Origin of the sequence: Prevotella communis (genome assembly GCF_022024175.1) — a bacterium.
Taxonomy (GTDB): Bacteria; Bacteroidota; Bacteroidia; order Bacteroidales; family Bacteroidaceae; genus Prevotella; species Prevotella communis.
In genome coordinates this window covers 2,575,595-2,596,838 of sequence record NZ_CP091794.1, presented here as the reverse complement: position 1 = coordinate 2,596,838, position 21,244 = coordinate 2,575,595, and the positions used below count along the sequence as shown (strand labels likewise).

Here is a 21,244-nt window from a genome sequence, read left to right as displayed (position 1 = left end):
GTTTGCTTTTTGTTTTTTTATCTTTTCTTCAATAAGACTACATTCTCCACATGTGGGGTGTGAGGAAACATATCTACGGGTTGCACCTCTATCACCTTGTACTGCTCGTCCAAATCCTGCAGGTCGCGAGCTTGTGTGGCAGGGTTGCACGATACATATACAATGCGGTCGGGGGCTGCGCGCAGAATAGTCTTCACAACGTCTGGATGCATACCGGCACGTGGGGGGTCGGTGATGATGACATCTGGACGTCCGTGCTCTGCGATAAAATCGTCGGTGAGGATATCCTTCATATCGCCAGCATAGAACAGGGTGTTGCTGATGCCATTTATCTCGGAGTTGATTTTTGCATCCTCGATAGCCTCTGGCACATACTCGATACCAATCACCTGCTTGGCTTTCTTGGCAACGAAGTTGGCAATGGTTCCTGTGCCGGTGTAGAGGTCGTAGACCATCTCGTTGCCTGTCAATCCTGCGAACTCACGTGCTACACTGTAAAGGTGGTAGGCCTGCTCGGTGTTGGTCTGATAGAATGACTTTGGACCTACTTTGAACTTCAGGTCTTCCATGAGCTCAAAGATATGGTCTGTACCCTTGAACACGAGGATGTCCTGATCGCCAATGGTGTCATTGCACTTTTGGTTGTCGAGGTAGAGTAAGGACGTGATCTGTGGGAAGGTGTCGGCTACGTGTTGCAACAGGTCGAGTGCTTCTTTTTCGCCGCCCGTCTCATCATAGTGGAACTGGATAATCACCATCAACTCACCACTGGCGCTATTGCGGATAATGATGTCACGCAACAGACCAACCTGAGCGCGCAGGTCGAAGAACGATATGCCGTGCTCCATGGCGTAGTCGCGGATGTCATTGCGAATCTGATTATGCAGGTCGTCCATCAGCCAGCACTTCTCGATAGGCAGTATCTTATCGAAAGCACCTGTGATATGGAAACCGATGGCGGGCACATCCTTCAGGCTCTGACTCTCATCCTTAGGCAGTGCCGTAATTTCCTCTTTCGTCAGGTAACGTTTGTTGGCACAACCGAAGTCCAGCTTGTTACGATACTCCTGAGTCTTTACAGACCCGAGAATAGTGCGGAACTCGGGCAGTTCTACTTTGCCGATACGGTGTAGCTGGTCAAATACTTGCTGCTGCTTGAACTTCAACTGTTCTTCATAGGGCAGGTTCTGCCATTTGCATCCACCGCATACACCGAAGTGCTTGCAAAAAGGAACGGCGCGCACCTTGCTGTATTCTACAAAGCGCACCACCTCGCCCTCGGCAAAAGAGTGCTTCTTGCGGCGAATCTGGATGTCGCAAACGTCACCAGGCACGCAGAATGGTACGAAGACCACCAGGTCGTTCCAGTGGAACAGGCATTTACCTTCGGCAGCAACAGCCTCAATGGTAACGCCTTCTAACAGGGGTAATGGTTTCTTGCTTCTCGCCATTATCAATTGTCAATTCTTTTAGTCGGCGTTCCGCCTTTGTAAAAGCGGCAAAGCCGAGCGTTCAATTATCAATTAGATTTCAAAGTCCAGACAAGCACGCTGAACGGTGTAAGGACGTACCTTGCCGTTGGCTACTGCTACATGCTCAGGATGCTGGGCATAGCCTTTCAGTGCCTCTTCTGACTCAAGTGTGGAGTCGAGCATTACGTCGGCATTTGATGATGCCAGGCGTCCGCTGATATTTACTTTCACGTCAATCAAACCGGGAACCTTGCCTACGAGGCCTTCAAGTCCGGCTTTGATGCCTTCTTTTACTGTCTGTTTCTCCTCTTCTGACAATTCTGGGTTTAGTGTCCAAAGAATAATGTGTTTTACCATATTATATATAAATAAAAATGAAATCGATGCAAAGGTACAAAAAATAATCGATTCGCACTGCATAATTATTTTTTTTTGTATTTTTTGCCCGTTTTCTTTGGTAATGTGCAAAAATTCTACTAACTTTGCACAATTCGAAATACAATAACTTTATATAATAATCTTAAATATCCAAATTAATGAGTCAAAAGAGAGTTTACCTCTTCGGCAACGGTAAGGCCGAAGGTAATGCAAAGATGCGTGAGGAACTCGGCGGTAAGGGCGCTAACCTTGCTGAGATGAACCACATCGGTGTTCCTGTTCCTCCTGGTTTTACAATTACTACTGACTGCTGTAATGAATATTATCAAGTTGGACAGCAGAAGATTATGGAGTTGCTGAACGATGACGTAATGGCAGCTGTAAAACATATTGAGAACTTGATGAATTGCAAGTTCGGTGATGCTAAGAATCCTCTGTTGGTTTCTGTACGCTCTGGTGCCCGTGCTTCAATGCCTGGTATGATGGATACTATCCTGAACCTGGGTCTGAACGACGAGGTGGCTGAGGGTATGGCCGCTAAGACAAATAATCCTCACTTCGTATACGACTCTTATCGTCGTTTCGTACAGATGTACGGTGACGTGGTGCTGGAGATGAAGCCCGTTAACAAGACAGATATCGACCCATTCGAGGAAATCATTGAGAAGGTGAAGAAGGAGAGCGGTGTTGTTCTGGACAAGGATCTCTCTGTTGAGGACCTGAAGAAGTTGGTTAAGCTGTTCAAGGCTGCCATCAAGGAGCGCACTGGTAAGGACTTCCCCAACGATCCTATCGAGCAGTTGTGGGGTGCTATCTGCGCTGTGTTCCGCTCTTGGATGAACGAGCGTGCTATTCTCTATCGTAAGATGGAAGGAATCCCCGACGAGTGGGGTACAGCCGTATCAGTAATGGCTATGGTATTCGGTAATATGGGTGATACCTCTGCTACTGGTGTATGCTTCAGCCGTGACGCTGCTAACGGTGAGAACCTGTTCAACGGTGAGTATCTGGTGAACGCACAGGGTGAGGACGTTGTGGCTGGTATCCGTACTCCACAGCAGATCACAAAGATTGGTTCTCAGCGTTGGGCTGAGCGCGCTGGTATCTCTGAGGAGGAGCGCGTAGCCAAGTATCCTTCAATGGAGGAGGCAATGCCTGAGATCTATGCTGAACTGAATGGTATCCAGGATAAACTGGAGCATCACTATCACGATATGCAGGATATGGAGTTCACCGTACAGGAGGGCAAGCTCTGGTTCCTCCAGACACGTAACGGTAAGCGTACAGGTGCTGCTATGGTGAAGATTGCTATCGACTTGCTCCACGAGGGTATGATCGACGAGAAGACTGCCATCCTGCGCTGCGAGCCTCAGAAGCTCGATGAGCTGTTGCACCCCGTATTCGATAAGAAGGCTTTGGCTTCGGCTAAGGTTATCGCTCAGGGTCTGCCTGCTTCTCCTGGTGCTGCCTGCGGTCAGATTGTATTCCACGCTGACGACGCTGAGACCTGGCACAACGATGGTCATAAGGTCATCCTCGTTCGTATCGAGACATCTCCTGAGGACCTCGCTGGTATGGCTTCTGCAGAGGGTATCCTGACTGCACGTGGTGGTATGACCTCTCACGCTGCTGTGGTTGCCCGTGGTATGGGTAAGTGCTGCGTATCTGGTGTAGGTGCCCTGAATGTAAGCTATAAGGACAAGACTGTCGAGATCGACGGTGTAGTATATAAGGAGGGTGACTTCATCTCTCTGAACGGTACAACTGGTCAGGTTTATGCTGGCGAGGTTACTACCAAGGCTGCTGAGTTGTCTGGTGACTTCAAGGAGCTGATGGACCTCTGCGACAAATACACCAAGCTGCAGGTTCGTACCAATGCTGATACTCCTCGTGACGCTCAACTCGCTCGTGAGTTCGGTGCTAAGGGTATCGGTCTTACACGTACTGAGCACATGTTCTTCGAGGACAAGAAGATTGTTGCTATGCGTGAGATGATTCTGGCCGACAGCGTTGCCGGACGTGAGAAAGCTCTGGCTAAGCTGCTGCCTTACCAGAAGGCTGACTTCAAGGGTATCCTTGAGGCTATGGACGGTCTGCCCGTGAACATCCGTCTGCTTGATCCCCCTCTCCACGAGTTCGTTCCCCACGATCTGGCTGGTCAGGAGACTATGGCTAAGGAAATGGGTGTTAGCGTAGAGGATATCAAGCGTCGTGTTGACTCACTGGCTGAGAACAACCCAATGCTGGGTCACCGTGGTTGCCGTCTGGGTATCACCTTCCCTGAGATCACTGCTATGCAGACAAAGGCTATCCTGGGTGCTGCTTGTGAGCTGAAGAAGGAGGGTAAGAATCCTATGCCTGAGATCATGGTTCCTCTGATTGGTACTATCAACGAGCTCAAGCAGCAGAAGGAAGTTATCCAGAGCGCTGCTAAGGAGGTATTCGCTGCTGAGGGTGTTGAGGTTGAGTTCGAGATCGGTACAATGATCGAGATTCCTCGTGCTGCCCTGACAGCTGATCTGATTGCTTCAGAGGCTCAGTACTTCTCATTCGGTACTAACGACTTGACACAGATGACCTTCGGTTACAGCCGCGACGATATCGCTTCGTTCCTGCCTGTATACCTCGATAAGAAGATCCTGAAGGTTGACCCATTCCAGGTTCTCGACCAGGAGGGTGTTGGCCGTCTCATCAAGTTCGCTGTTAAGGAAGGTCGCGAGGTTCGTCCTGAGCTTCGTTGCGGTATCTGTGGTGAGCATGGTGGTGAGCCCAGCTCTGTGAAGTTCTGCGCTAAGATTGGCATGAACTATGCATCTTGCTCTCCATTCCGTGTGCCCATCGCACGCCTCGCCGCCGCGCAGGCAGCAGTAGAAGAGTAAGCAAAACTCTATATTATACTTTGAGCGCAATTCCATTCGAGAGTTGCGCTCTTTTTTTTGTTACTTATGTCCCGTACTTAGAATTTGTCTTGTTTTTAAGTCACAAAACAAGACAAACTGTATCTTTTTTGTAAAATGTTTGGTGGTACTACTTTTTATTTATATCTTTGCACTGAGTAAAATTACTCACTTCACTGAGTAAAATTTGAATTATGTACAAAAGGTCTGAATATCAAATAATTACAAGTAGGCTAAAAGAGCCAAGAAAGTTCATTCAGGTTGTTATGGGACCGCGTCAAGTGGGTAAATCTACTGTTGTTAAGCAGGTGCTTCAAGATTTGGATTTGCCTTATCAGCAGTTCTCTGCCGATAATGTGCCAGCATCAAATACTGCTTGGGTGTCTAACTGTTGGGCTGCTGTTCGTAGTCTGAAGGAGAGCAAAGGCCTTGATAGTATGATTCTTGTTATCGATGAAATTCAGAAGATATCTAATTGGAGTGAGGTCGTAAAGAAGGAGTGGGATGATGATACCTTACACGATCGCAACATAAAAGTGTTGCTGCTTGGAAGTAGTCGTGTGCTTTTAGAAAAAGGACTTTCTGAGTCGTTAGGTGGGCGCTTCGAAGAAATACGCATGACTCATTGGAGCTATCCTGAAATGAAAGAGTGTTTTGGCTTTACACTCGACCAGTATCTTTTCTTTGGAGGTTATCCTGGTGCTGCGGGCCTGATAAATGAGGCTGACCGCTGGGAGCAGTATATACAGTCGGCAATCATTGATGCGACCATCAATAAGGATATCTTGATGAATACACCTATCAGTAAGCCGGCCCTTCTTCGTCAGACTTTTGAACTTGGTGCTTCTTACTCTGGCGAGATACTTTCTCTTAACAAAATGCTTGGCTCTTTACAAGATGCAGGAAACACCGTTACTCTGGCAGGTTATATTAATCTGCTTGATGAGAGTGGTATGCTGTGCGGACTTCAAAAGTATAGTATCGATACAGCCCGACGTCGAGCCAGTATTCCCAAATTTCAGGTATATAACAATGCTCTAAAGATGGCGTATAATCCTCATACGTTCAATCAGGCTATTATGGATCGCAAGGAGTGGGGGCGCATCTTTGAATCGGGGATAGGTGCTTGGATTGTCAGTCAGTCTTTTGTTCATCGTATTGAAGTGTTCTATTGGCGTGAACTTGCCGGCGAGGTTGATTTTATTCTTCGCAAGAAGGGAACAGTCGTTGCCATCGAGGTAAAGAGTAATGCAGAAAAGAATACGAAAGGACTTGATAAGTTTAGAGATAAGTTCCGCCCTAAATCTGCATTTATAGTGGGTGACGGTGGTATAAGCGCTGAAGAGTTCCTTTCTATGGATATAAGGACTCTTTTCAAATAATAACTTCATACGTATATCGTTGCAGGTAATAGAGAATAGTACAAAAACAGATAAATCGGGATTTACAAATGAAACAAGTATCAGTATTAGTGGGTGCTGGTAGCATCGGACAAGCCATCATCCGTCGTGTGTCGGCTGGTAAGCACATCGTGTTGGCAGATTATAGTGAGGAGAATGCGAAACGGGCTGCATAGACGCTTGAAGGCATGCCAGCCCGTCGTGCCGGTACACCCGACGAAGTAGGCGACTTGGCTGAGTTTCTCATGTCCTCACGTGGACGTTTCATCAGTGGTGCCGACCTCCTCATCGACGGTGGCTGCACAGCCAGTTACAGGTATGGCGATTTGCAATATTTGAAAACTACACATTAGTAAAAATTTTAGTCACAGTTATGAACTTTAATAAAGAGAAAAAACTGCTTTCAGAAAGATTCTACCTGACATGGGCAGGAGAACAGATGAGTTGGACGGTACGAATGACGATGAAGATGCGAGATGTCGTTGACGGCGACTTGTTGCGTCAGGCTGTAGAATCAACGCGCCTGCGGTATCCATACTATCAAGTGAAGCTCGGCATGAGGAAAGATGCTGAAGGCACGGAATATTTTGTGTATGAAGACAACAGCGAGCCGTGGGTAGTCAGCGAAGGGGAAAAACCAGTGAGACTGATTGGCCCGGAGTCGAACAACCATCTGCTGGCCTTCTGCTGCTGGGGCGACTGCATCGCTATCGATTTCTTCCACTGCCTGACTGACGGCACTGGAGCCTATAACATCCTACGCACCTTGCTCTATGAATATTCCCGCCGTCGCTATGACGCGACACTGGAAAGGGGCATGGCGAACATTCGTGTGTCAGGTGACACTATTAGTTCAGAGGAATGGGAAGACCCTGCCGCACTGGCTAAGCCCGACCAACTGAACCCGCTACCCCTTCCGGAACGTCTGCGCTGCATCAATCTGACCACACAGTCAAAGGTGGCGGTAAGTGAGGACGTGGAAACTGTCAACATCCTTGTTGAAGAGCAAGAGATGATGAGGTATGTGACCTCAGGCGACACATCGCCCGCTACGCTCATTTCGCTGCTGCTCGTCCGTGCCATTGCCCGTCTGCATCCCGACTTGACGGAAGGTGTGCCGATGGTGGCACTGGCCATCAACCAGCGCCCTGCCTTGGGCTGTCCGCAGGCCTGCCAATCACTGGCATCATCGCTCCGCCTGACCCTGAACGACGAGATGCGAGGGATGGATATTGAAACGCAGCAGACCATATTCCGAGGCATGGTGGCCCTACAGTCGAACGATGACAACGTCATTGAGAATTTCTGGCAAACTCAGCATACGCAAGACATGTTCGAAAAGATTCCTACCCTTGAGGGGCGCCATCAGGCAATGGCCAAAGCCTACAGTGTCGCAACATCAGCAGCCACAACCTGTGTCAGTTACGTCGGCAAGGCTAATCTGGGTGCTGCCGAACAATACGTCAGCGAGATGTACACAGAGGCCTATACGCCGTATGCTCTCACCATTGAGATGAGTGCCGTGGGCGGCACGTTCTGTATCAGCCTAATGCAGCGGTTTGCAGATGATACATATCTCGAAGCCTTTCTCGACGAATTCCGCCAGATAGGTCTGCCCTATCGCATTGCTACTCGCCATCCGTTGACGGTGGCACCAATAGCAAACTATCGCGTGTATAGAGGGCAATGACCCAAGGCTTTTGGGCAAAGAAATTTCCTGCATGGCGAGATGCCTGTAGCCGCAAGTCGCTATTGGAATGCCATGTATGGTAGCACATCTGAGGAAGTTTTGAAAGATGAAGAAGGATTGCAGATAATACGTGTGCTGGGGCGCAACATGGCTTTTCTTATCCGTGCCATCCATGCTGAGCGTGAGTGTGGCGGTTTGTCAGAGCAGGAATCCAGACGTATCGCAACAAACTTTATCAAGTAAGAAGATGACCGACAAAGTACAGATAGAAGCCCTCTACCGTGAGATGTATGCGGCGATGGTGGCAAAAGACACGGCAACGCTGAACCGTGTCCATGCCGATGATTTCGTGCTGACCCACATGACGGGGATGCACCAGTCAAAGCAAGAGTACATCAGGGCTATTGCAGAAGGTACGCTGAATTATTATTCAGCCGAGCATGAGCAGATGGAAATCAAAGTCAACGGCAATCATGCCACCCTGACAGGTCGCAGTCGTGTAACAGTAGCTGTTTTCGGAGGCAGACGTCACATCTGGAGTTTGCAGCTTCATTTCAACCTTTCCAAGGAAGAAGGCAGGTGGTATTTTACATCTGCACGTGCTTCGACATATTGAAAATGACAATGATAACTCGTCGATTTGTAGTTTTTTTGTATTTCGATGAGTTTCCTTTTGAATTATCCGCAGTTATCTCAAAATGTGACTTTGTTATCTCTGATACCATTTTTTCAGTTAAAAGGAAAGTGGAAAGAGAAGGGGAGAGACTAAATCTGCTCATCTTCAGTAAAAAGAAAAGGATTTAGTGTAAAACAATTGATTGTTTCAATAAACTGAGTTTAGGTTTACCATACCTTATTATATATCAGTTTTATCTGCTAAAGGTTAAGTTATATCTTATTATTAGCAAAACTCATGCTAAACCTGCTATAAAGCAATGAATTTGGTAGTTCAAAATATTATGCGTAACTTTGCACCATAATGAACAATAAAATGAGAACGATTGAAGTATGGCAATAAAAAGAGCTACACCAAACTATGTGATTACATATCCATTGAAAGTGGAAAAGTGGCAAGCTGATATTATAGACCAGCGTTTGGAATTGTTACGTCAGATATACAACTATGCCATATCCCATCTTATGGGTAAGTATCTGTGGCTTACTAATACGAAAACTTTCAAGCAATGCAAGTCGATTAAAGAGAAACAAGCTTTCTTTAATCAAAATCCATGCCCAATGACATTTACTCAGTATGGAATAGCTAATTGGGTTGCAAAACTAAATCAACGTTCTGTTGATGGTAATAGAACATTCATTGATTTTGGTATAAATGGTGAAATGGCAGCTTTGCTTGGAATGACGATTTGGAATGCTTGGGATAAATATATGTTTGATTCAAAATGTGATCAGATAAACAAAAAAAGACCAGGACAGATAAATGCTTTGGGAGCCAGGGTCAAAAGTGGATATGCTTCTGGCTTCTCGTTTGATTTTGAGAAAATGAATATCTCAATCAACGTAAATGGCAAACGTAAATCTCAGGCTAAATATATTACGATGCCAATAGTAACTCATAAAAACCAAACAGAATATGAATTGACACCTTTGAAAGAAGGTCTCAAGAATATCCGTATAGTGAAAATAGCCAAGCAGATTGTTAGAGGCAAGCGAAAGTACTATTTGCAACTGACTGTAGAGGGTAAAGTACCAAGTAAAGGTCATGAACTAGGCAAAGGAAGAGTTGGTATAGATGTAGGCCCCCAAAATATAGCCATCTGTTCAGATACTCGTGTCTCAATAGAACGTCTTGCAAAAGATGGCGAAAAAGATCAAAAGAAGATTGACAGCATTCGTAGTGCTATGTATAGAAGTCGCAAAGAAAACAATCCAAATAATTTCGATAAGAATGGAGCATATAAGCCCAAGGAAGAACATGAGCCATGTAAAAATACTATACGTTATATGAAACTCAGTATAGAACTTAAAGAATTATATAGAAGAAAGGCTGCAAGGATAAAACTTCAACACATATTGTTGGCAAACGAGTTGCTAAAACTTGGAAACATCTTTGTCGTTGAGGATAATCCAATTAGCGAATGGAAAGAAAAGAAAGGAAAAACGAAAGGAGATACAATAACAAGTTCACAAAAATGTAGGAAAGGATGGAGAAGATCAATAACACATCATTCACCTGCAATGTTCATTAACGTTTTAAAGAATAAGGTGGAAGGACGTGGTGGAAGATTTATAAAAGTTGATTGCTATAACGCTGCTACTCAATATGACTTTACTGCAAGAAAGTTTATTAAACATGGTATACAAGAAAGGTATATCACATTGTCTGACGGACGCACACATCAGCGGGATATTATGGCAGCGTTTAATTTGCAACACCTCAACACGGATTCAAAAGAAATGAAAGAATATAATACTGAACAGATGCACGTAGATTATCTGAAATTCTGCGAATTAGAGAAACAAATGTAATAATATACAGGATATTGTCAGTCCTGGCGGTCGTTAATACATCCATTAGGATGTTTGGCTTGTGAATGTTCTTGGAACGAGTGACGGCGATAAAAAGCACCTATTATGGTCAACAAGTGAGCAAGTTACACAAGTACAAGAAAATACCTTTTTAACAACTATCGAGTATAGACATATAAGGTAATGACAAGTATCGCCTAATTTTTTTCTAAACATGTAAAATAGAGTATAATTATGAATGTAAAAGATTTTATTAAGGAAACCCTGACGCAAATTGCAGAAGGTGTAAACGAAACAAATCTGCAGCTCGGTAATCAACATTCATTTGTTGCTACAGAGAACATAACTAATGAAAGCGGTTTTCCTAAAAATGATACATATTCCTTTAAAGACGGAACTGCGCATTTGGTTCGGGAAATACATTTCGACTTGGCAATTACTGTATCTGATGCATCTGCCCAAAGTGGGAAAGGCGCTATAGAAGTATTTTCATTATTCCATGCAGGAGGAAGCAAAGAGAGCCAGAACACCTCTCTTATGACTCATAAACTTAATTTCTCATTACCATTAGCTTTGCCTGTCAAGCCCAAGCAATAATTGAATTTGTTTCTGCAAGTTCATTCTGTAACAATCCAACATGGAATCTTAGAGCCACACATTGTTATATATTAAGCGGCGCACCCAATCGGATGCGCCGCTTTACTATGATAGGATAGAGGATTCACTCCTCCCAGTTCTCCTGCGTTTTGCGGACGTAGGTCTTGTAGCGCAGCTGGGCCATCTCCAATATCTGGATAAAGCAGCTATTCAACATCATTTTCGGTAAAAGGTGACAGGGGCTGTCCCTCGTCACATCCAGCATGATTTAAGCCTAATCTCAAAAACCGTCTAAAGTCTATAGTCTAAAGTCTGTAGTCCAAATCTATAGTCTTCAATCTAAAATTTATCTAGAATTCGAGATGGTTCATGCCGCATTTCGAGAACTTTCATTATCTTTGTAGCCGAAAAGTATATTTTATTAACTAAACAATTGCCAAAATGCGCAAACTGACTTTAACTGCCTTACTGGCCCTGGCCGCATCGAGCGCCTCGCTGGCACAAAGCGAACTCTATCCCAAACATTTCGACCTGGAACAGGTGACGTTGCTCGACGGCCCGATGAAAACGGCTATGGAGCTGAACTTTAAGACGCTGCTCAAATATGACACAGACCGACTGCTGACGCCCTACGTGCGACAGACAGGACTGGCCTCGACCAAAGACAGCAACAGTCCTTATTATCAATGGCTGACGAAACACCCCAACTTCGTCAACTGGGGCGATGCGAACTTCGACCTGAGCGGACACGTGGGCGGTCACTACCTGTCGGCACTGGCACTGGCCTATGCTGCCTGCCACGATGCCGACGTGAAAGCACAGCTGAAGGAGCGCATGGACTATATGGTGGGCGTGATGAAGGACTGTCAGGACCAGTTCGACCAGCACACGCAGGGACTGTATGGCTTCATCGGCGGACAGCCCATCAACAGCGACTGGACCGCCCTCTACCAGGGCAACACCGAGCCACTTGCGAGTCATGGCGGATGGGTGCCATTCTACTGTGAGCACAAGATTCTGGCCGGCCTTCGCGATGCGTTCATCTACGGCAACAACCCCACGGCCAAGGATGTGTTCAAGAAGTTGGCCGACTGGAGCGTGAACGTGGTGGCCAAGGTGAGCGATGCCGACATGGAGAGCATGCTGAACACGGAGCACGGCGGCATGAACGAATCGATGCTCGATGCCTATCAGCTGTTCGGCGACAGCAATTATCTGGATGCTGCCAAGAAATTCACCCACAAGACGATGCTCAACGGCATGCAGACACTCAACAAGACCTTCCTCGACGGCAGACATGCCAACACGCAAGTGCCTAAGTATATAGGCATGGAGCGCATAGGAGAGATGGACAATGCTGCGACGAACTACCTGACGGCTGCCGATAACTTCTGGACCGACGTGGCTGAGAACCGCACCGTGTGCATAGGCGGCAACTCAGTGAACGAGCATTTCCTGTCGGCCAGCAACTCCAACCGCTACATAGACCAGCTGGACGGTCCCGAATCGTGCAACACGAACAATATGCTGAAGATGTCGGAGATGATGAGCGACCGCACCGCCGATGCCAAGTATGCCGACTTCTACGAGTATGCCACGTGGAACCACATCCTCTCCACGCAAGACCCCGTCACGGGCGGCTATGTCTACTTCACCACGCTCCGTCCGCAGGGCTACCGCATCTACTCGCAGGTGAATCAAGCCATGTGGTGCTGTGTGGGTACGGGCATGGAGAACCACTCCAAGTACGGCCATTTCATCTACACGCACGACGGCAACAAGACGCTCTACGTGAATCTCTTCACTCCTTCGCGCCTGGAAAGCACCGATTTCATCGTTGTTCAGGAGACGGCCTTCCCCTTTGAGCCACGCACCAAGATTACCATCAACAAGAGCGGACAGTACACCATAGCCCTTCGTCACCCGGCATGGGCAGGAAAAGGATATGAGGTGACGGTGAACGGAGAGAAATCGGACATAGAGACAACCTATGGGAAAGCCAGCTATGTGAAACTGCAGCGCAACTGGGCCGTGGGCGACGTGATCAACGTGGAGCTGCCCATGGAGCTGGGCTACGCGGAATGTCCCAACTACACGGACTATGTGGCCTTCAGGTATGGTCCCATCCTGCTTGGCGCCAACACGACCAACGGCAGCGAACAGCTGCAGAACGAATACGGCGGCGAGGGCCGCATGGACCATGCGCCCGGCTCGATGGCCTCGTCGAAGAACCTGCTGTCGGCCCCGCTGCTCATCGGCAGTCGTACTGATGTGCTGAAGCGCATTGAGGCAAAGGACCTGTCGAAGCTCACCTTCGCCATCGATGCCAGTCGCGAGGGGGTGGATACCTACACATGGAGCACGCTCAGCTTGCAGCCCTTCTATCAGATTCACCACGACCGCTACATGTGCTACTGGTATCAGCAGACGGCTGAGAACTTTGCCAACAGCGACATGGCACAGACCGAGGCGGCCAACGAGGCACTGCAGGCACGCACCATCGACTTTGTGGCACCCGGTGAACAGCAGAGCGAGGCCGGACATGAGTACAACTACTCGTCGGATTCGAGCACGGGCAACTACAACGGCGAGAGCTATCGCGATGCCAAGGCGGGCGGCTATGTGCAGTACACGCTCTACAACCCCGGACAGGAGAGCAACGGACTGGCTGTGATGTGCCGCTTCACGACAGCCGACAATGGGCGCAAGGCCGCGTTGATGGTCGACGGAACGAAGATTGCCGACATCGTCATCCCGGCTCAGGTGAAGGGGGCGGTCAACGGCTTCTACAATGCCGAATATCCCATCCCCGACGCCCTGCTGAAGGATGAGAACGGACAGGTGAAGACACGCTTCACCGTGCGACTCGCTGCCACGGCTGGCACGCTGAACCCCGGTCTGTACTATCTGCGACTGGTGAGCGGCTACAACGTCTCGGCCAATGCCTATCAGTTCCATGCCAGCGACTGGACCACGGGCGATGCCTGGCGCATTCCGGCAAGCAACATCACCTACGATGAGGAGCGCAACGTGATCATGGCCAGGAGCGTGGGCGACAACAACATCGCGCTGACACTGAAATACCAGGAGCACGACTACGACATCGAGGCCAGCCAGACGTATCTCGTCGTGTGCGGCAAAGGACTGAAGACCACCCAGGGGGCATCGTATCTGTGGTGGCTCAACGGCACCAACCGTGGTTCGCAGGTGGTGCCTGCGTTCCAGGACAAGGTGATCATCAACGGCGAAGAGCGCGATCTGGTGGCATGGAACATGTCAACCAGCGGTCTCTACGACAATTTCACCGGCGACCGTCCCAATGTGTGCATGGGAATGACCATCTTCGGCCTCACCTCCTCGAATGAGGATGGCTCCTGTGAAATCTTCGACATCAACTTTGCCAAGAGTGTCGACGACTACATCTCTTCCACCACGACAGGCATCATGCGGGTCAGTCAGCCCCAGCATGCCCGAACCTACACACTGGGCGGCATGCAAGTGGAGAATGCTCAGTCGGCTGTAAGGAAAGTGCTGATTGAGAACGGAAAGAAAGTTGTGAAGTAGCCCTTAACAGCAGTAGAGACGCCACAGTGTGACGTCTCTACACAGCCGAGTGCACAGCGGAACCGACCCCGTTGTGCACTTAAGTTAAAATGAATACGCAAATCGTGTTTTCTTCATACTATTCTCGTTTATTTCAATAAGATTTTGTACCTTTGCAGCAGCAATTTTTTACTGGCTTGAGAGATGATTGATATATACATGAATCTCTAAACTGAAAATGGTAAACTCAATCATTATGGTTAGGGTTTACTTTACCTTATTATATATAAGAACATCTAAACTTAAACCTAAACTTACACCGCAAGAGTCTATTCGTTTTTCTTTTAATTGAAACAAAAAATGGCAAGAAGAGATGTCAAATCGTCTAAATATGTTAAAAAGTAAGCACATTCTGCAAGAAAAACGTGCAGAATGCACGAAAAATGCAGCTTAAATGTTGATTAGTCAAAATGTAAGTATCTAATAATCAGTATGATAGTAAAAATATTAGCCGCTGCGCAGGCAGTTGTTGAGGAGTAAATATCATTCTGATATAATGTAAAGGGACCTGTCCGTATGGGCAGTTCTCTTTTTATTACATATGTAAATACAATACTTTAAAAACATAAATCTTTTTATGATATTTGGACGTGTAACATATTCAGGAAAGGTTCCTTGAAACTACAAAATGGCTTGTTTTTTAGAATTTAAGAACTTGATAATAACATTTTTTGCAAAAAAGTGCTATAATTAGAAATGTTTGTTTTATCTTTGTACCATCTACAGTACGCTCGTGTCACGAGCACGCTGCAGATGGTTGCAAAGTGTTTAAGCTGACGAAACAAGTATAGGAAAGAAATGAAAATAGAAAATAGCTTATGGAATCAATCGTCTTTTGGGGTTTTAACCTCTACGCTTGGATTACGATAGTCACGGTGCTATCAATGTTTACGGTACTTCTGTTTACCAAGTTACGTGCTGACTTGGTATTTCTTGGAGCTATTTCCATTCTCTTTGTCACCGGTGTGCTCGATGCTAAGGAGGCTTTTTCCGGTTTCTCCTCAACATCAGTGGTAATCATTGGTGTGCTCTTTGTTGTGGTGGCCGGACTTACTCATACTGGTGTGCTACAGTGGATTGTAAAGCACCTGTTAGGCCAGCCTAAGAGCTACTCTAAGGCTGTTATCCGGCTGATGCTTCCTGTGGCAGCACTCAGTTCGTTCCTCAGCAATACTACCGTTGTGGCTCTCTTCGTGGGCATTGTCAAAATGTGGTCGAAGAAGCTAGGTGTCTCTCCGTCAAAGCTGTTGATTCCACTGAGCTATGCATCGGGCATGGGTGGTGTGTGTACGTTGATAGGTACACCGCCAAACCTGATTATCTCTGGTCTTTATGCCGATAAGACCGGCACTGCAATGAATGTGTTGGCTACTACCATTCCCGGTTTGTTTTGTCTCTTTATCGGAGTACTCTCCATCATTGCCATGCGCAAGCTGTTGCCAGACCGCAAGGCACCTGAGGCTGCCTTCGAGTCAACCACCGACTATACTGTGGAACTGTTAGTACCCTCGGACAACCCTCATATCGGTAAAACGGTTTGTGAAGCCAATATTGATAATGTGAAAGGCGGTAAACTAATTGAGATTATACATTTCGACGAAGTGGTGTCTCCCTCTTCTTCCGATGAGATTATTATGGGAGGTGACCGTCTGATATATGCTGGACAGATTGATGAAATACTCGACCTGCGTGACACGCATAAATTTGTCAGTGCCGACCATCCAGTATTTACGTTTAATGAAGTCGACAAGCATCGTCAGTTGCGTACAGCCTACATCACCTTCGGCAGCAGCCTCATCAACACCCGGATAGTCGATAGTGCTTTTGAGAAAGAAAACAATATGCTTCTGGTGGCTGTAGCTCGTCGCGGCAAGCGCATCAATCAGTCTCCTCGTGATGTGGTGCTTCAGGCAGGCGACACACTGTTACTCGATTGTCCGCCTAAGGTCAACATCCAAACGGATCGTCTCTCCTCGCAGTTACAGTTCTTTGATTCTCCCCAGGTGCCTAATATCGGTAGGAAGACACTTATCTCCACCACCATCATGATTCTGATGGTAGTGCTCTCTGCCCTCAATATTATCCCTTTGCTGCAGTGTGCCTTTCTAGCCGCCATTGCCATGCTCCTGTTTAAGTGCTGCAGTGTTGACCAGGCGATGAAGTCTATCAACTGGGAAATACTGATGGTGTTTGCTGGGTCCGTTGTGTTGGGTGTCGCTATCCAGAAGACAGGCATAGCCGAGCGGCTTGCTTTCGGTATCCTTGATGTCTGCGGCTCCAACCCTATTGTCGTCATGACTGCCATCTGTTTCGTGGGCACTTTCATCACCGAGTTTATCTCCAATACGGCGGCAGGTGCCATGTTCTTCCCCATTATGTACGAGGCTGCCGATAAGCTAGGCTATGAACCCTATCCTTTTCTCATCGCGCTGATGGTCAGCGTTAGCTCCAGTTTCGCTACACCTATCGGCTCGCCAACCCATATGCTGGTCTATGGACCTGGTGGCTACCGTTTCAGCGATTTTATGCGCATCGGTTTCCTGATGAACCTCATTATCCTTGCTGCCAATATACTGATTGTGAACATCGTTTATCCGTTAGTTCCACTACAATAAAAGCTAAAAAAGAGGCCAGTTCGCATAGACTGGTCTCTTTTTTTCTTGTGCCTCTGGTGGTGTTTTTACCTCTATTGGTTGATGGCGTGTACTACATTCTTACCTTATTGTATATAGTTAAAATTGAGACATTAAAAAAGCATCTGCTTCAGAACAGATGCTTTTATGGTGTTTTGCTACTTGCTTAGAAGGGCAGATCGTCGGCAGCACCTTCACCGGCAGCGGGCTCCTGTGCGGGAGGGAATGGTGATGTTGCAGCGTTAGGAGCTGCAGCCTGCTGTGGAGGGAAAGGAGTAGCTGCAGGTACTGCACCTGCTACCTGACCACGAATAATATTATATGCACGAATGTCGTTGAACCAACGGCCATTATATTCGCGAGCATCAATGTCAAACTGAACGGTAATCTCCTCACCAGGCTGAATGTTGAACTGCTTAATGCGATCCTCACCGAAGATATTGAATAGCATCTTGCGGGGGTACTGACCAGGAACCTCAATCACGTATTCCTGCGTCATCCAATTGTTTCCTGTGCGTGATGAAACACCGCTTCTTGCCTCCATGATGGCAATGACTTTTCCTGTTAAATCCATATCAATAATTTGTTATTTTATTTGTTTTTTTTCAAAATCGCTTGCGAAATTACTAAAATAGTTTGAAAACAAGTAATTTTTTCGCAAATATTTTGTGATTAATAGGCTTTTTTTGTATTTTTGTACTCCAAAACCGAGTAATAATAAAAAAAGAATAATCATATGAGATTCGTTGTATCTAGCACAGCACTGAGCAGCCGATTGGTGGCTTTGTCAAGAGTAATTAATAGTAAGAACTCATTGCCTATCCTGGGTGACTTCCTTTTTGAGGTTGTTGGCGGACGCTTGAACCTGACAGCTTCGGACAGCGAGGTGATGATGAAGACTTCTCTTGAGCTGACAGAGAACGACGGTGATGGCCGTTTCTGTGTAGGTAATCATGATTTGTTGGAGGCTGTAAAGGGTATTTCTGAACAGCCCATCACTTTCGACGTGGATCAGAATAGCAACATCGCAAAGATCAGCTATCAGAATGGTGTGTTCTCCCTGCCTGTAGAGAATGCAGATGAGTTCCCCCAGGCTCAGCAGATTGGCGATGGCGCTACAACAATCAATATCGCTACCGGCGTGCTGGCTGAGAATATCAACCGTTCTCTCTTTGCTACAGCTCAGGATGAGTTGCGCCCTGTGATGAATGGTATCTACTTTGATCTGACTTCTGATTACCTGGCTATTGTTGCCAGTGATGGCCATAAGTTGGTGCGTAATAAGGTGCTGAACATCCACAGTGAGCAGCCTGCTTCATTCATTCTGCCTAAGAAGCCTGCAACGTTGCTGAAAAATGTGCTGGGCAAGCAGGGTGGTGATGTGGTGATCCGTTTTGATGAGCGTAATGCAGAGATTAACTTCGAAGAAGGCGTTATCATTTGCCGTCTTATTGAGGGCCGCTTCCCCAACTATAACTCTGTGATTCCTCAGAGCAACCCCAACCAGTTGACTGTTGACCGTCTGGGCCTGCTGTCAGCTCTGCGTCGTGTGCAGCCTTTCTCAAATGACTCAAGCAACCTGATTCGCTTCCATGTGGAGAACGGAACCCTGCAGCTTGATGCCGAGGACTATGACTTCTCAAAGACTGCAACGGAGAAGATGATGTGCGACTATAACGGCACACCAATGAGCATAGGCTTCAAGGGCTCTTCTTTCATTGAGATTCTGAACAACTTTGATTGCGATCAGGTAAATATCCAGTTGGCTGACCCCAGCCGCGCAGGATTGGTTCTGCCTTCTGAGCAGCCTGAGAACCAGGATGTGCTCATGCTGATGATGCCTATGCTGATCAATGATTAAGGTTTGAGCTTTGAAATTTGAGGTTTGAGATTTGAAATTTGGAATTGAATTTTTGATATTTCATGAAACTGAACTTAAATAAGCCACTGGTCGTCTTCGATTTGGAGACGACCGGTCTTGATTTGGTAAAAGACCGAATTATTCAGATATCCTACATTAAGGTCTATCCCGACGGAAAGGAAGAGCGCGGCGACTATCTGGTTAATCCCGAATGTTATATCCTGCCTATTATTACCCAGCTGACGGGTATCTCTAATGAGGACGTCAAGGATAAGCCTACATTCAAACAATTGGCAAAGACACTGGAAGAAAAGTTCACAGGTTGTGACTTTGCCGGTTTTAACTCTAATCATTTTGATATTCCCTTGCTGGCAGAGGAGTTCCTTCGTGCTGGCATCGATTTTGACTTTTCAAAATGTCGCTTGATTGATGCCTGTTCTATTTTTAAGAAGATGGAACGTCGTAATCTCGCTTCTGCCTATAAGTTCTACTGTGGACGTAAGATGGAGGATGACTTCGAGGCTCACCGTGCTGACCAGGATACAGAGGCTACCTATCGCGTGCTGATGGGTGAGCTGGACCGTTATACGGAGGAGAAGCAGCGTGAACTGGGTGAGGATCCTGAAGGACGCGTATTGGCCAATGATATGGATTGTCTGGCACAGTTCTCGAAGACCAATAATAATGTAGACTTTGCCGGCCGTATCGTTTGGGGTGAGGCTAAGGATGCGAAAGGTAATACCATTCTGGATAAAGACGGACAGCCTGTGATGACGGAATATTTTAATTTCGGTAAGCACAAAGGTAAGACCGTGGCCGAGGTACTTCGCCTGGATCCTGGCTATTATGCCTGGATTATGGGAGGTGATTTTACCTATAACACCAAACAGGTGCTGACGCGCATCCGCCTGCGCGAGGCGCAGCACTAAGTGTAGAGGGAAAAGTGAATAGTGAATAATTTCTTTTAGTCGCAAAGCTTTGTAAAAGCGAGCAGAGCTCGAGCGGCTACCGCAATGATATGCTGAAGGGAAAGAAAATCGTATTAGGAATAACGGGCTCGATAGCAGCCTATAAGTCATGCTTGATTATCCGTGAACTGGTGAAGCGTGGCGCAGAGGTGCAGGTGGTTATCACGCCTGCAGGTAAGGAGTTTATCACACCTATCACGCTGTCGGCACTGACACAGAAGCCTGTGATAAGTGATTTCTTCTCACAGCGCGATGGAACATGGCACTCACATGTGGCACTGGGACTCTGGGCTGATGCGATGCTGATAGCTCCCTGTACGGCTTCTACCCTTGGTAAGATGGCCAATGGTATTGCCGATAACATGCTTATCACTACCTACCTGTCAATGAAAGCACCTGTGTTCATCGCACCGGCAATGGACCTGGATATGTATGCGCATCCCACGACACAGCAGAACATGGAGCGCCTGAAGGGTTTTGGTAATCATATCATTGAACCTCAGAGCGGCTTCCTGGCTTCTGGCCTGGAAGGTAAGGGACGTATGGAGGAACCCGAGAAAATCGTTGACTGTCTGGATTTGTTTTTTGAGAAGAAGGACTTACTGGGTAAGCGCATCATGATTACGGCAGGACCTACCTACGAGAAGATAGACCCTGTTCGTTTCATCGGTAATTACTCCAGTGGCAAGATGGGTTTTGCATTGGCAGAGGAGTGCGCGCGCAGAGGTGCTGAGGTGACAATCGTTGCCGGTCCTGTCAGTTGCAACATCTCAAAACTCAAATCTCAAGTCTCAATCGTCAGCGTGGAGAGTTGTCAGGATATGTATGACGCCGCAACGGAACTCTTCCCTGATACGGATGCAGCTATCCTTTGTGCAGCTGTGGCCGACTTCCGTCCTGCGGAGGTAGCAGAACAGAAAATCAAGCGCGTGGGACAGACAATGGATATCCATCTGGTGCCTAATCCTGATATCGCCGCCTCTCTGGGGCAGATGAAGAAAGAGAAACAGGTGCTCGTGGGGTTTGCCCTTGAGACGAATGACGAGGAGCAGAATGCCCAACATAAGTTAGAGAAGAAGAATCTGGATTTTATCGTCCTGAATTCTTTGCGCAACGAAGGAACCTGCTTCAGAAGTGATGAGAATCAGATATCCATCATTTCTCGTGACGGACAGACAGACTATGACAAGAAGCCTAAGCGTGAAGTGGCTGCAGATATCATAGATGAATTGGTAAGAAACATTAATCGTCAGTAAGA

The 21,244-nt window shown here is 47.0% G+C and carries 16 protein-coding genes and 1 pseudogene; 14 read left to right on the top strand and 3 right to left on the bottom strand.

Annotated elements, in window-relative coordinates:
* Positions 1 to 17 precede the first annotated feature (17 nt).
* Together rlmD and L6466_RS10595 are read right to left on the bottom strand one after the other, a co-directional pair.
* On the bottom strand, positions 18 to 1,451 hold the full coding sequence (rlmD, locus tag L6466_RS10600; RefSeq protein ID WP_237795318.1) for a 23S rRNA (uracil(1939)-C(5))-methyltransferase RlmD: 1,434 nt from the start codon (positions 1,449 to 1,451) through the stop codon (positions 18 to 20).
* A gap of 72 nt (positions 1,452 to 1,523) precedes the next feature.
* A complete protein-coding gene (locus L6466_RS10595; protein ID WP_091814892.1) occupies positions 1,524 to 1,829 on the bottom strand; it encodes a Dabb family protein in 306 nt (101 codons plus the stop codon).
* A gap of 179 nt (positions 1,830 to 2,008) precedes the next feature.
* On the opposite strand from L6466_RS10595, the gene ppdK reads away from it, so the two are divergent.
* The 11 genes and pseudogenes from ppdK (at position 2,009) to L6466_RS10545 (ending at position 17,139) form a co-directional block, all read left to right on the top strand.
* Positions 2,009 to 4,729 (top strand): pyruvate, phosphate dikinase, encoded by a 2,721-nt coding sequence (gene ppdK / locus L6466_RS10590; protein WP_091814889.1) that lies wholly within the window; start codon positions 2,009 to 2,011, stop codon positions 4,727 to 4,729.
* Positions 4,730 to 4,941: 212 nt separating this feature from the next.
* Complete coding sequence (locus tag L6466_RS10585; RefSeq protein WP_237795343.1) at positions 4,942 to 6,129, top strand: ATP-binding protein; 1,188 nt, start codon at positions 4,942 to 4,944, stop codon at positions 6,127 to 6,129.
* A gap of 68 nt (positions 6,130 to 6,197) precedes the next feature.
* Positions 6,198 to 6,323 carry a hypothetical protein gene (locus L6466_RS14250; RefSeq protein WP_255779411.1) on the top strand — a complete coding sequence of 42 codons (126 nt, stop codon included), beginning with the start codon at positions 6,198 to 6,200 and terminating at the stop codon, positions 6,321 to 6,323.
* A gap of 15 nt (positions 6,324 to 6,338) precedes the next feature.
* Positions 6,339 to 6,500: pseudogene (locus L6466_RS10580) on the top strand (SDR family oxidoreductase); the annotation flags it as partial.
* Between the two features lie 20 nt (positions 6,501 to 6,520).
* Positions 6,521 to 7,837 carry a hypothetical protein gene (locus L6466_RS10575; RefSeq protein WP_237795352.1) on the top strand — a complete coding sequence of 439 codons (1,317 nt, stop codon included), beginning with the start codon at positions 6,521 to 6,523 and terminating at the stop codon, positions 7,835 to 7,837.
* A gap of 39 nt (positions 7,838 to 7,876) precedes the next feature.
* Positions 7,877 to 8,080, top strand: coding sequence for a flavodoxin family protein (locus L6466_RS10570; RefSeq protein WP_237802936.1), 204 nt, complete (start codon positions 7,877 to 7,879; stop codon positions 8,078 to 8,080).
* A 4-nt stretch (positions 8,081 to 8,084) separates the two neighbouring features.
* Positions 8,085 to 8,453: a nuclear transport factor 2 family protein gene (locus L6466_RS10565; protein WP_237802938.1), complete on the top strand. Its 369-nt coding sequence runs from the start codon at positions 8,085 to 8,087 to the stop codon at positions 8,451 to 8,453.
* Between the two features lie 392 nt (positions 8,454 to 8,845).
* Positions 8,846 to 10,324 carry a hypothetical protein gene (locus tag L6466_RS10560; protein ID WP_237802940.1) on the top strand — a complete coding sequence of 493 codons (1,479 nt, stop codon included), beginning with the start codon at positions 8,846 to 8,848 and terminating at the stop codon, positions 10,322 to 10,324.
* Positions 10,325 to 10,558: 234 nt separating this feature from the next.
* Positions 10,559 to 10,921, top strand: coding sequence for a hypothetical protein (locus L6466_RS10555; RefSeq protein WP_237802942.1), 363 nt, complete (start codon positions 10,559 to 10,561; stop codon positions 10,919 to 10,921).
* Between the two features lie 441 nt (positions 10,922 to 11,362).
* Positions 11,363 to 14,485 (top strand): glycoside hydrolase family 127 protein, encoded by a 3,123-nt coding sequence (locus tag L6466_RS10550; RefSeq protein ID WP_237802945.1) that lies wholly within the window; start codon positions 11,363 to 11,365, stop codon positions 14,483 to 14,485.
* Positions 14,486 to 15,408: 923 nt separating this feature from the next.
* Positions 15,409 to 17,139, top strand: coding sequence for an SLC13 family permease (locus L6466_RS10545; RefSeq protein ID WP_237795356.1), 1,731 nt, complete (start codon positions 15,409 to 15,411; stop codon positions 17,137 to 17,139).
* Positions 17,140 to 17,323: 184 nt separating this feature from the next.
* On the opposite strand, the gene L6466_RS10540 is transcribed toward L6466_RS10545, so the two are convergent.
* Positions 17,324 to 17,731 (bottom strand): DUF3127 domain-containing protein, encoded by a 408-nt coding sequence (locus L6466_RS10540; protein ID WP_091814877.1) that lies wholly within the window; start codon positions 17,729 to 17,731, stop codon positions 17,324 to 17,326.
* A 162-nt stretch (positions 17,732 to 17,893) separates the two neighbouring features.
* On the opposite strand from L6466_RS10540, the gene dnaN reads away from it, so the two are divergent.
* The 3 genes from dnaN to coaBC all read left to right on the top strand — a co-directional run bounded on the left by dnaN (position 17,894) and on the right by coaBC (position 21,242).
* Positions 17,894 to 19,018 (top strand): DNA polymerase III subunit beta, encoded by a 1,125-nt coding sequence (gene dnaN / locus L6466_RS10535; RefSeq protein WP_091814875.1) that lies wholly within the window; start codon positions 17,894 to 17,896, stop codon positions 19,016 to 19,018.
* A gap of 62 nt (positions 19,019 to 19,080) precedes the next feature.
* Positions 19,081 to 19,947 carry a 3'-5' exonuclease gene (locus tag L6466_RS10530; protein ID WP_091814871.1) on the top strand — a complete coding sequence of 289 codons (867 nt, stop codon included), beginning with the start codon at positions 19,081 to 19,083 and terminating at the stop codon, positions 19,945 to 19,947.
* Between the two features lie 89 nt (positions 19,948 to 20,036).
* Positions 20,037 to 21,242, top strand: coding sequence for a bifunctional phosphopantothenoylcysteine decarboxylase/phosphopantothenate--cysteine ligase CoaBC (gene coaBC, locus L6466_RS10525; protein ID WP_237802947.1), 1,206 nt, complete (start codon positions 20,037 to 20,039; stop codon positions 21,240 to 21,242).
* Positions 21,243 to 21,244 lie beyond the last annotated feature (2 nt).

Bases quoted from the DNA above. Each gene is read 5' to 3' on its own strand.
- rlmD (WP_237795318.1), bottom strand. From the start codon at position 1,451: ATGGCGAGAAGCAAGAAACCATTACCCCTGTTAGAAGGCGTTACCATT.
- L6466_RS10595 (WP_091814892.1), bottom strand. From the start codon at position 1,829: ATGGTAAAACACATTATTCTTTGGACACTAAACCCAGAATTGTCAGAA.
- ppdK (WP_091814889.1), top strand. From the start codon at position 2,009: ATGAGTCAAAAGAGAGTTTACCTCTTCGGCAACGGTAAGGCCGAAGGT.
- L6466_RS10585 (WP_237795343.1), top strand. From the start codon at position 4,942: ATGTACAAAAGGTCTGAATATCAAATAATTACAAGTAGGCTAAAAGAG.
- L6466_RS14250 (WP_255779411.1), top strand. From the start codon at position 6,198: ATGAAACAAGTATCAGTATTAGTGGGTGCTGGTAGCATCGGACAAGCC.
- L6466_RS10575 (WP_237795352.1), top strand. From the start codon at position 6,521: ATGAACTTTAATAAAGAGAAAAAACTGCTTTCAGAAAGATTCTACCTG.
- L6466_RS10570 (WP_237802936.1), top strand. From the start codon at position 7,877: ATGCCTGTAGCCGCAAGTCGCTATTGGAATGCCATGTATGGTAGCACA.
- L6466_RS10565 (WP_237802938.1), top strand. From the start codon at position 8,085: ATGACCGACAAAGTACAGATAGAAGCCCTCTACCGTGAGATGTATGCG.
- L6466_RS10560 (WP_237802940.1), top strand. From the start codon at position 8,846: ATGGCAATAAAAAGAGCTACACCAAACTATGTGATTACATATCCATTG.
- L6466_RS10555 (WP_237802942.1), top strand. From the start codon at position 10,559: ATGAATGTAAAAGATTTTATTAAGGAAACCCTGACGCAAATTGCAGAA.
- L6466_RS10550 (WP_237802945.1), top strand. From the start codon at position 11,363: ATGCGCAAACTGACTTTAACTGCCTTACTGGCCCTGGCCGCATCGAGC.
- L6466_RS10545 (WP_237795356.1), top strand. From the start codon at position 15,409: ATGTTTACGGTACTTCTGTTTACCAAGTTACGTGCTGACTTGGTATTT.
- L6466_RS10540 (WP_091814877.1), bottom strand. From the start codon at position 17,731: ATGGATTTAACAGGAAAAGTCATTGCCATCATGGAGGCAAGAAGCGGT.
- dnaN (WP_091814875.1), top strand. From the start codon at position 17,894: ATGAGATTCGTTGTATCTAGCACAGCACTGAGCAGCCGATTGGTGGCT.
- L6466_RS10530 (WP_091814871.1), top strand. From the start codon at position 19,081: ATGAAACTGAACTTAAATAAGCCACTGGTCGTCTTCGATTTGGAGACG.
- coaBC (WP_237802947.1), top strand. From the start codon at position 20,037: ATGCTGAAGGGAAAGAAAATCGTATTAGGAATAACGGGCTCGATAGCA.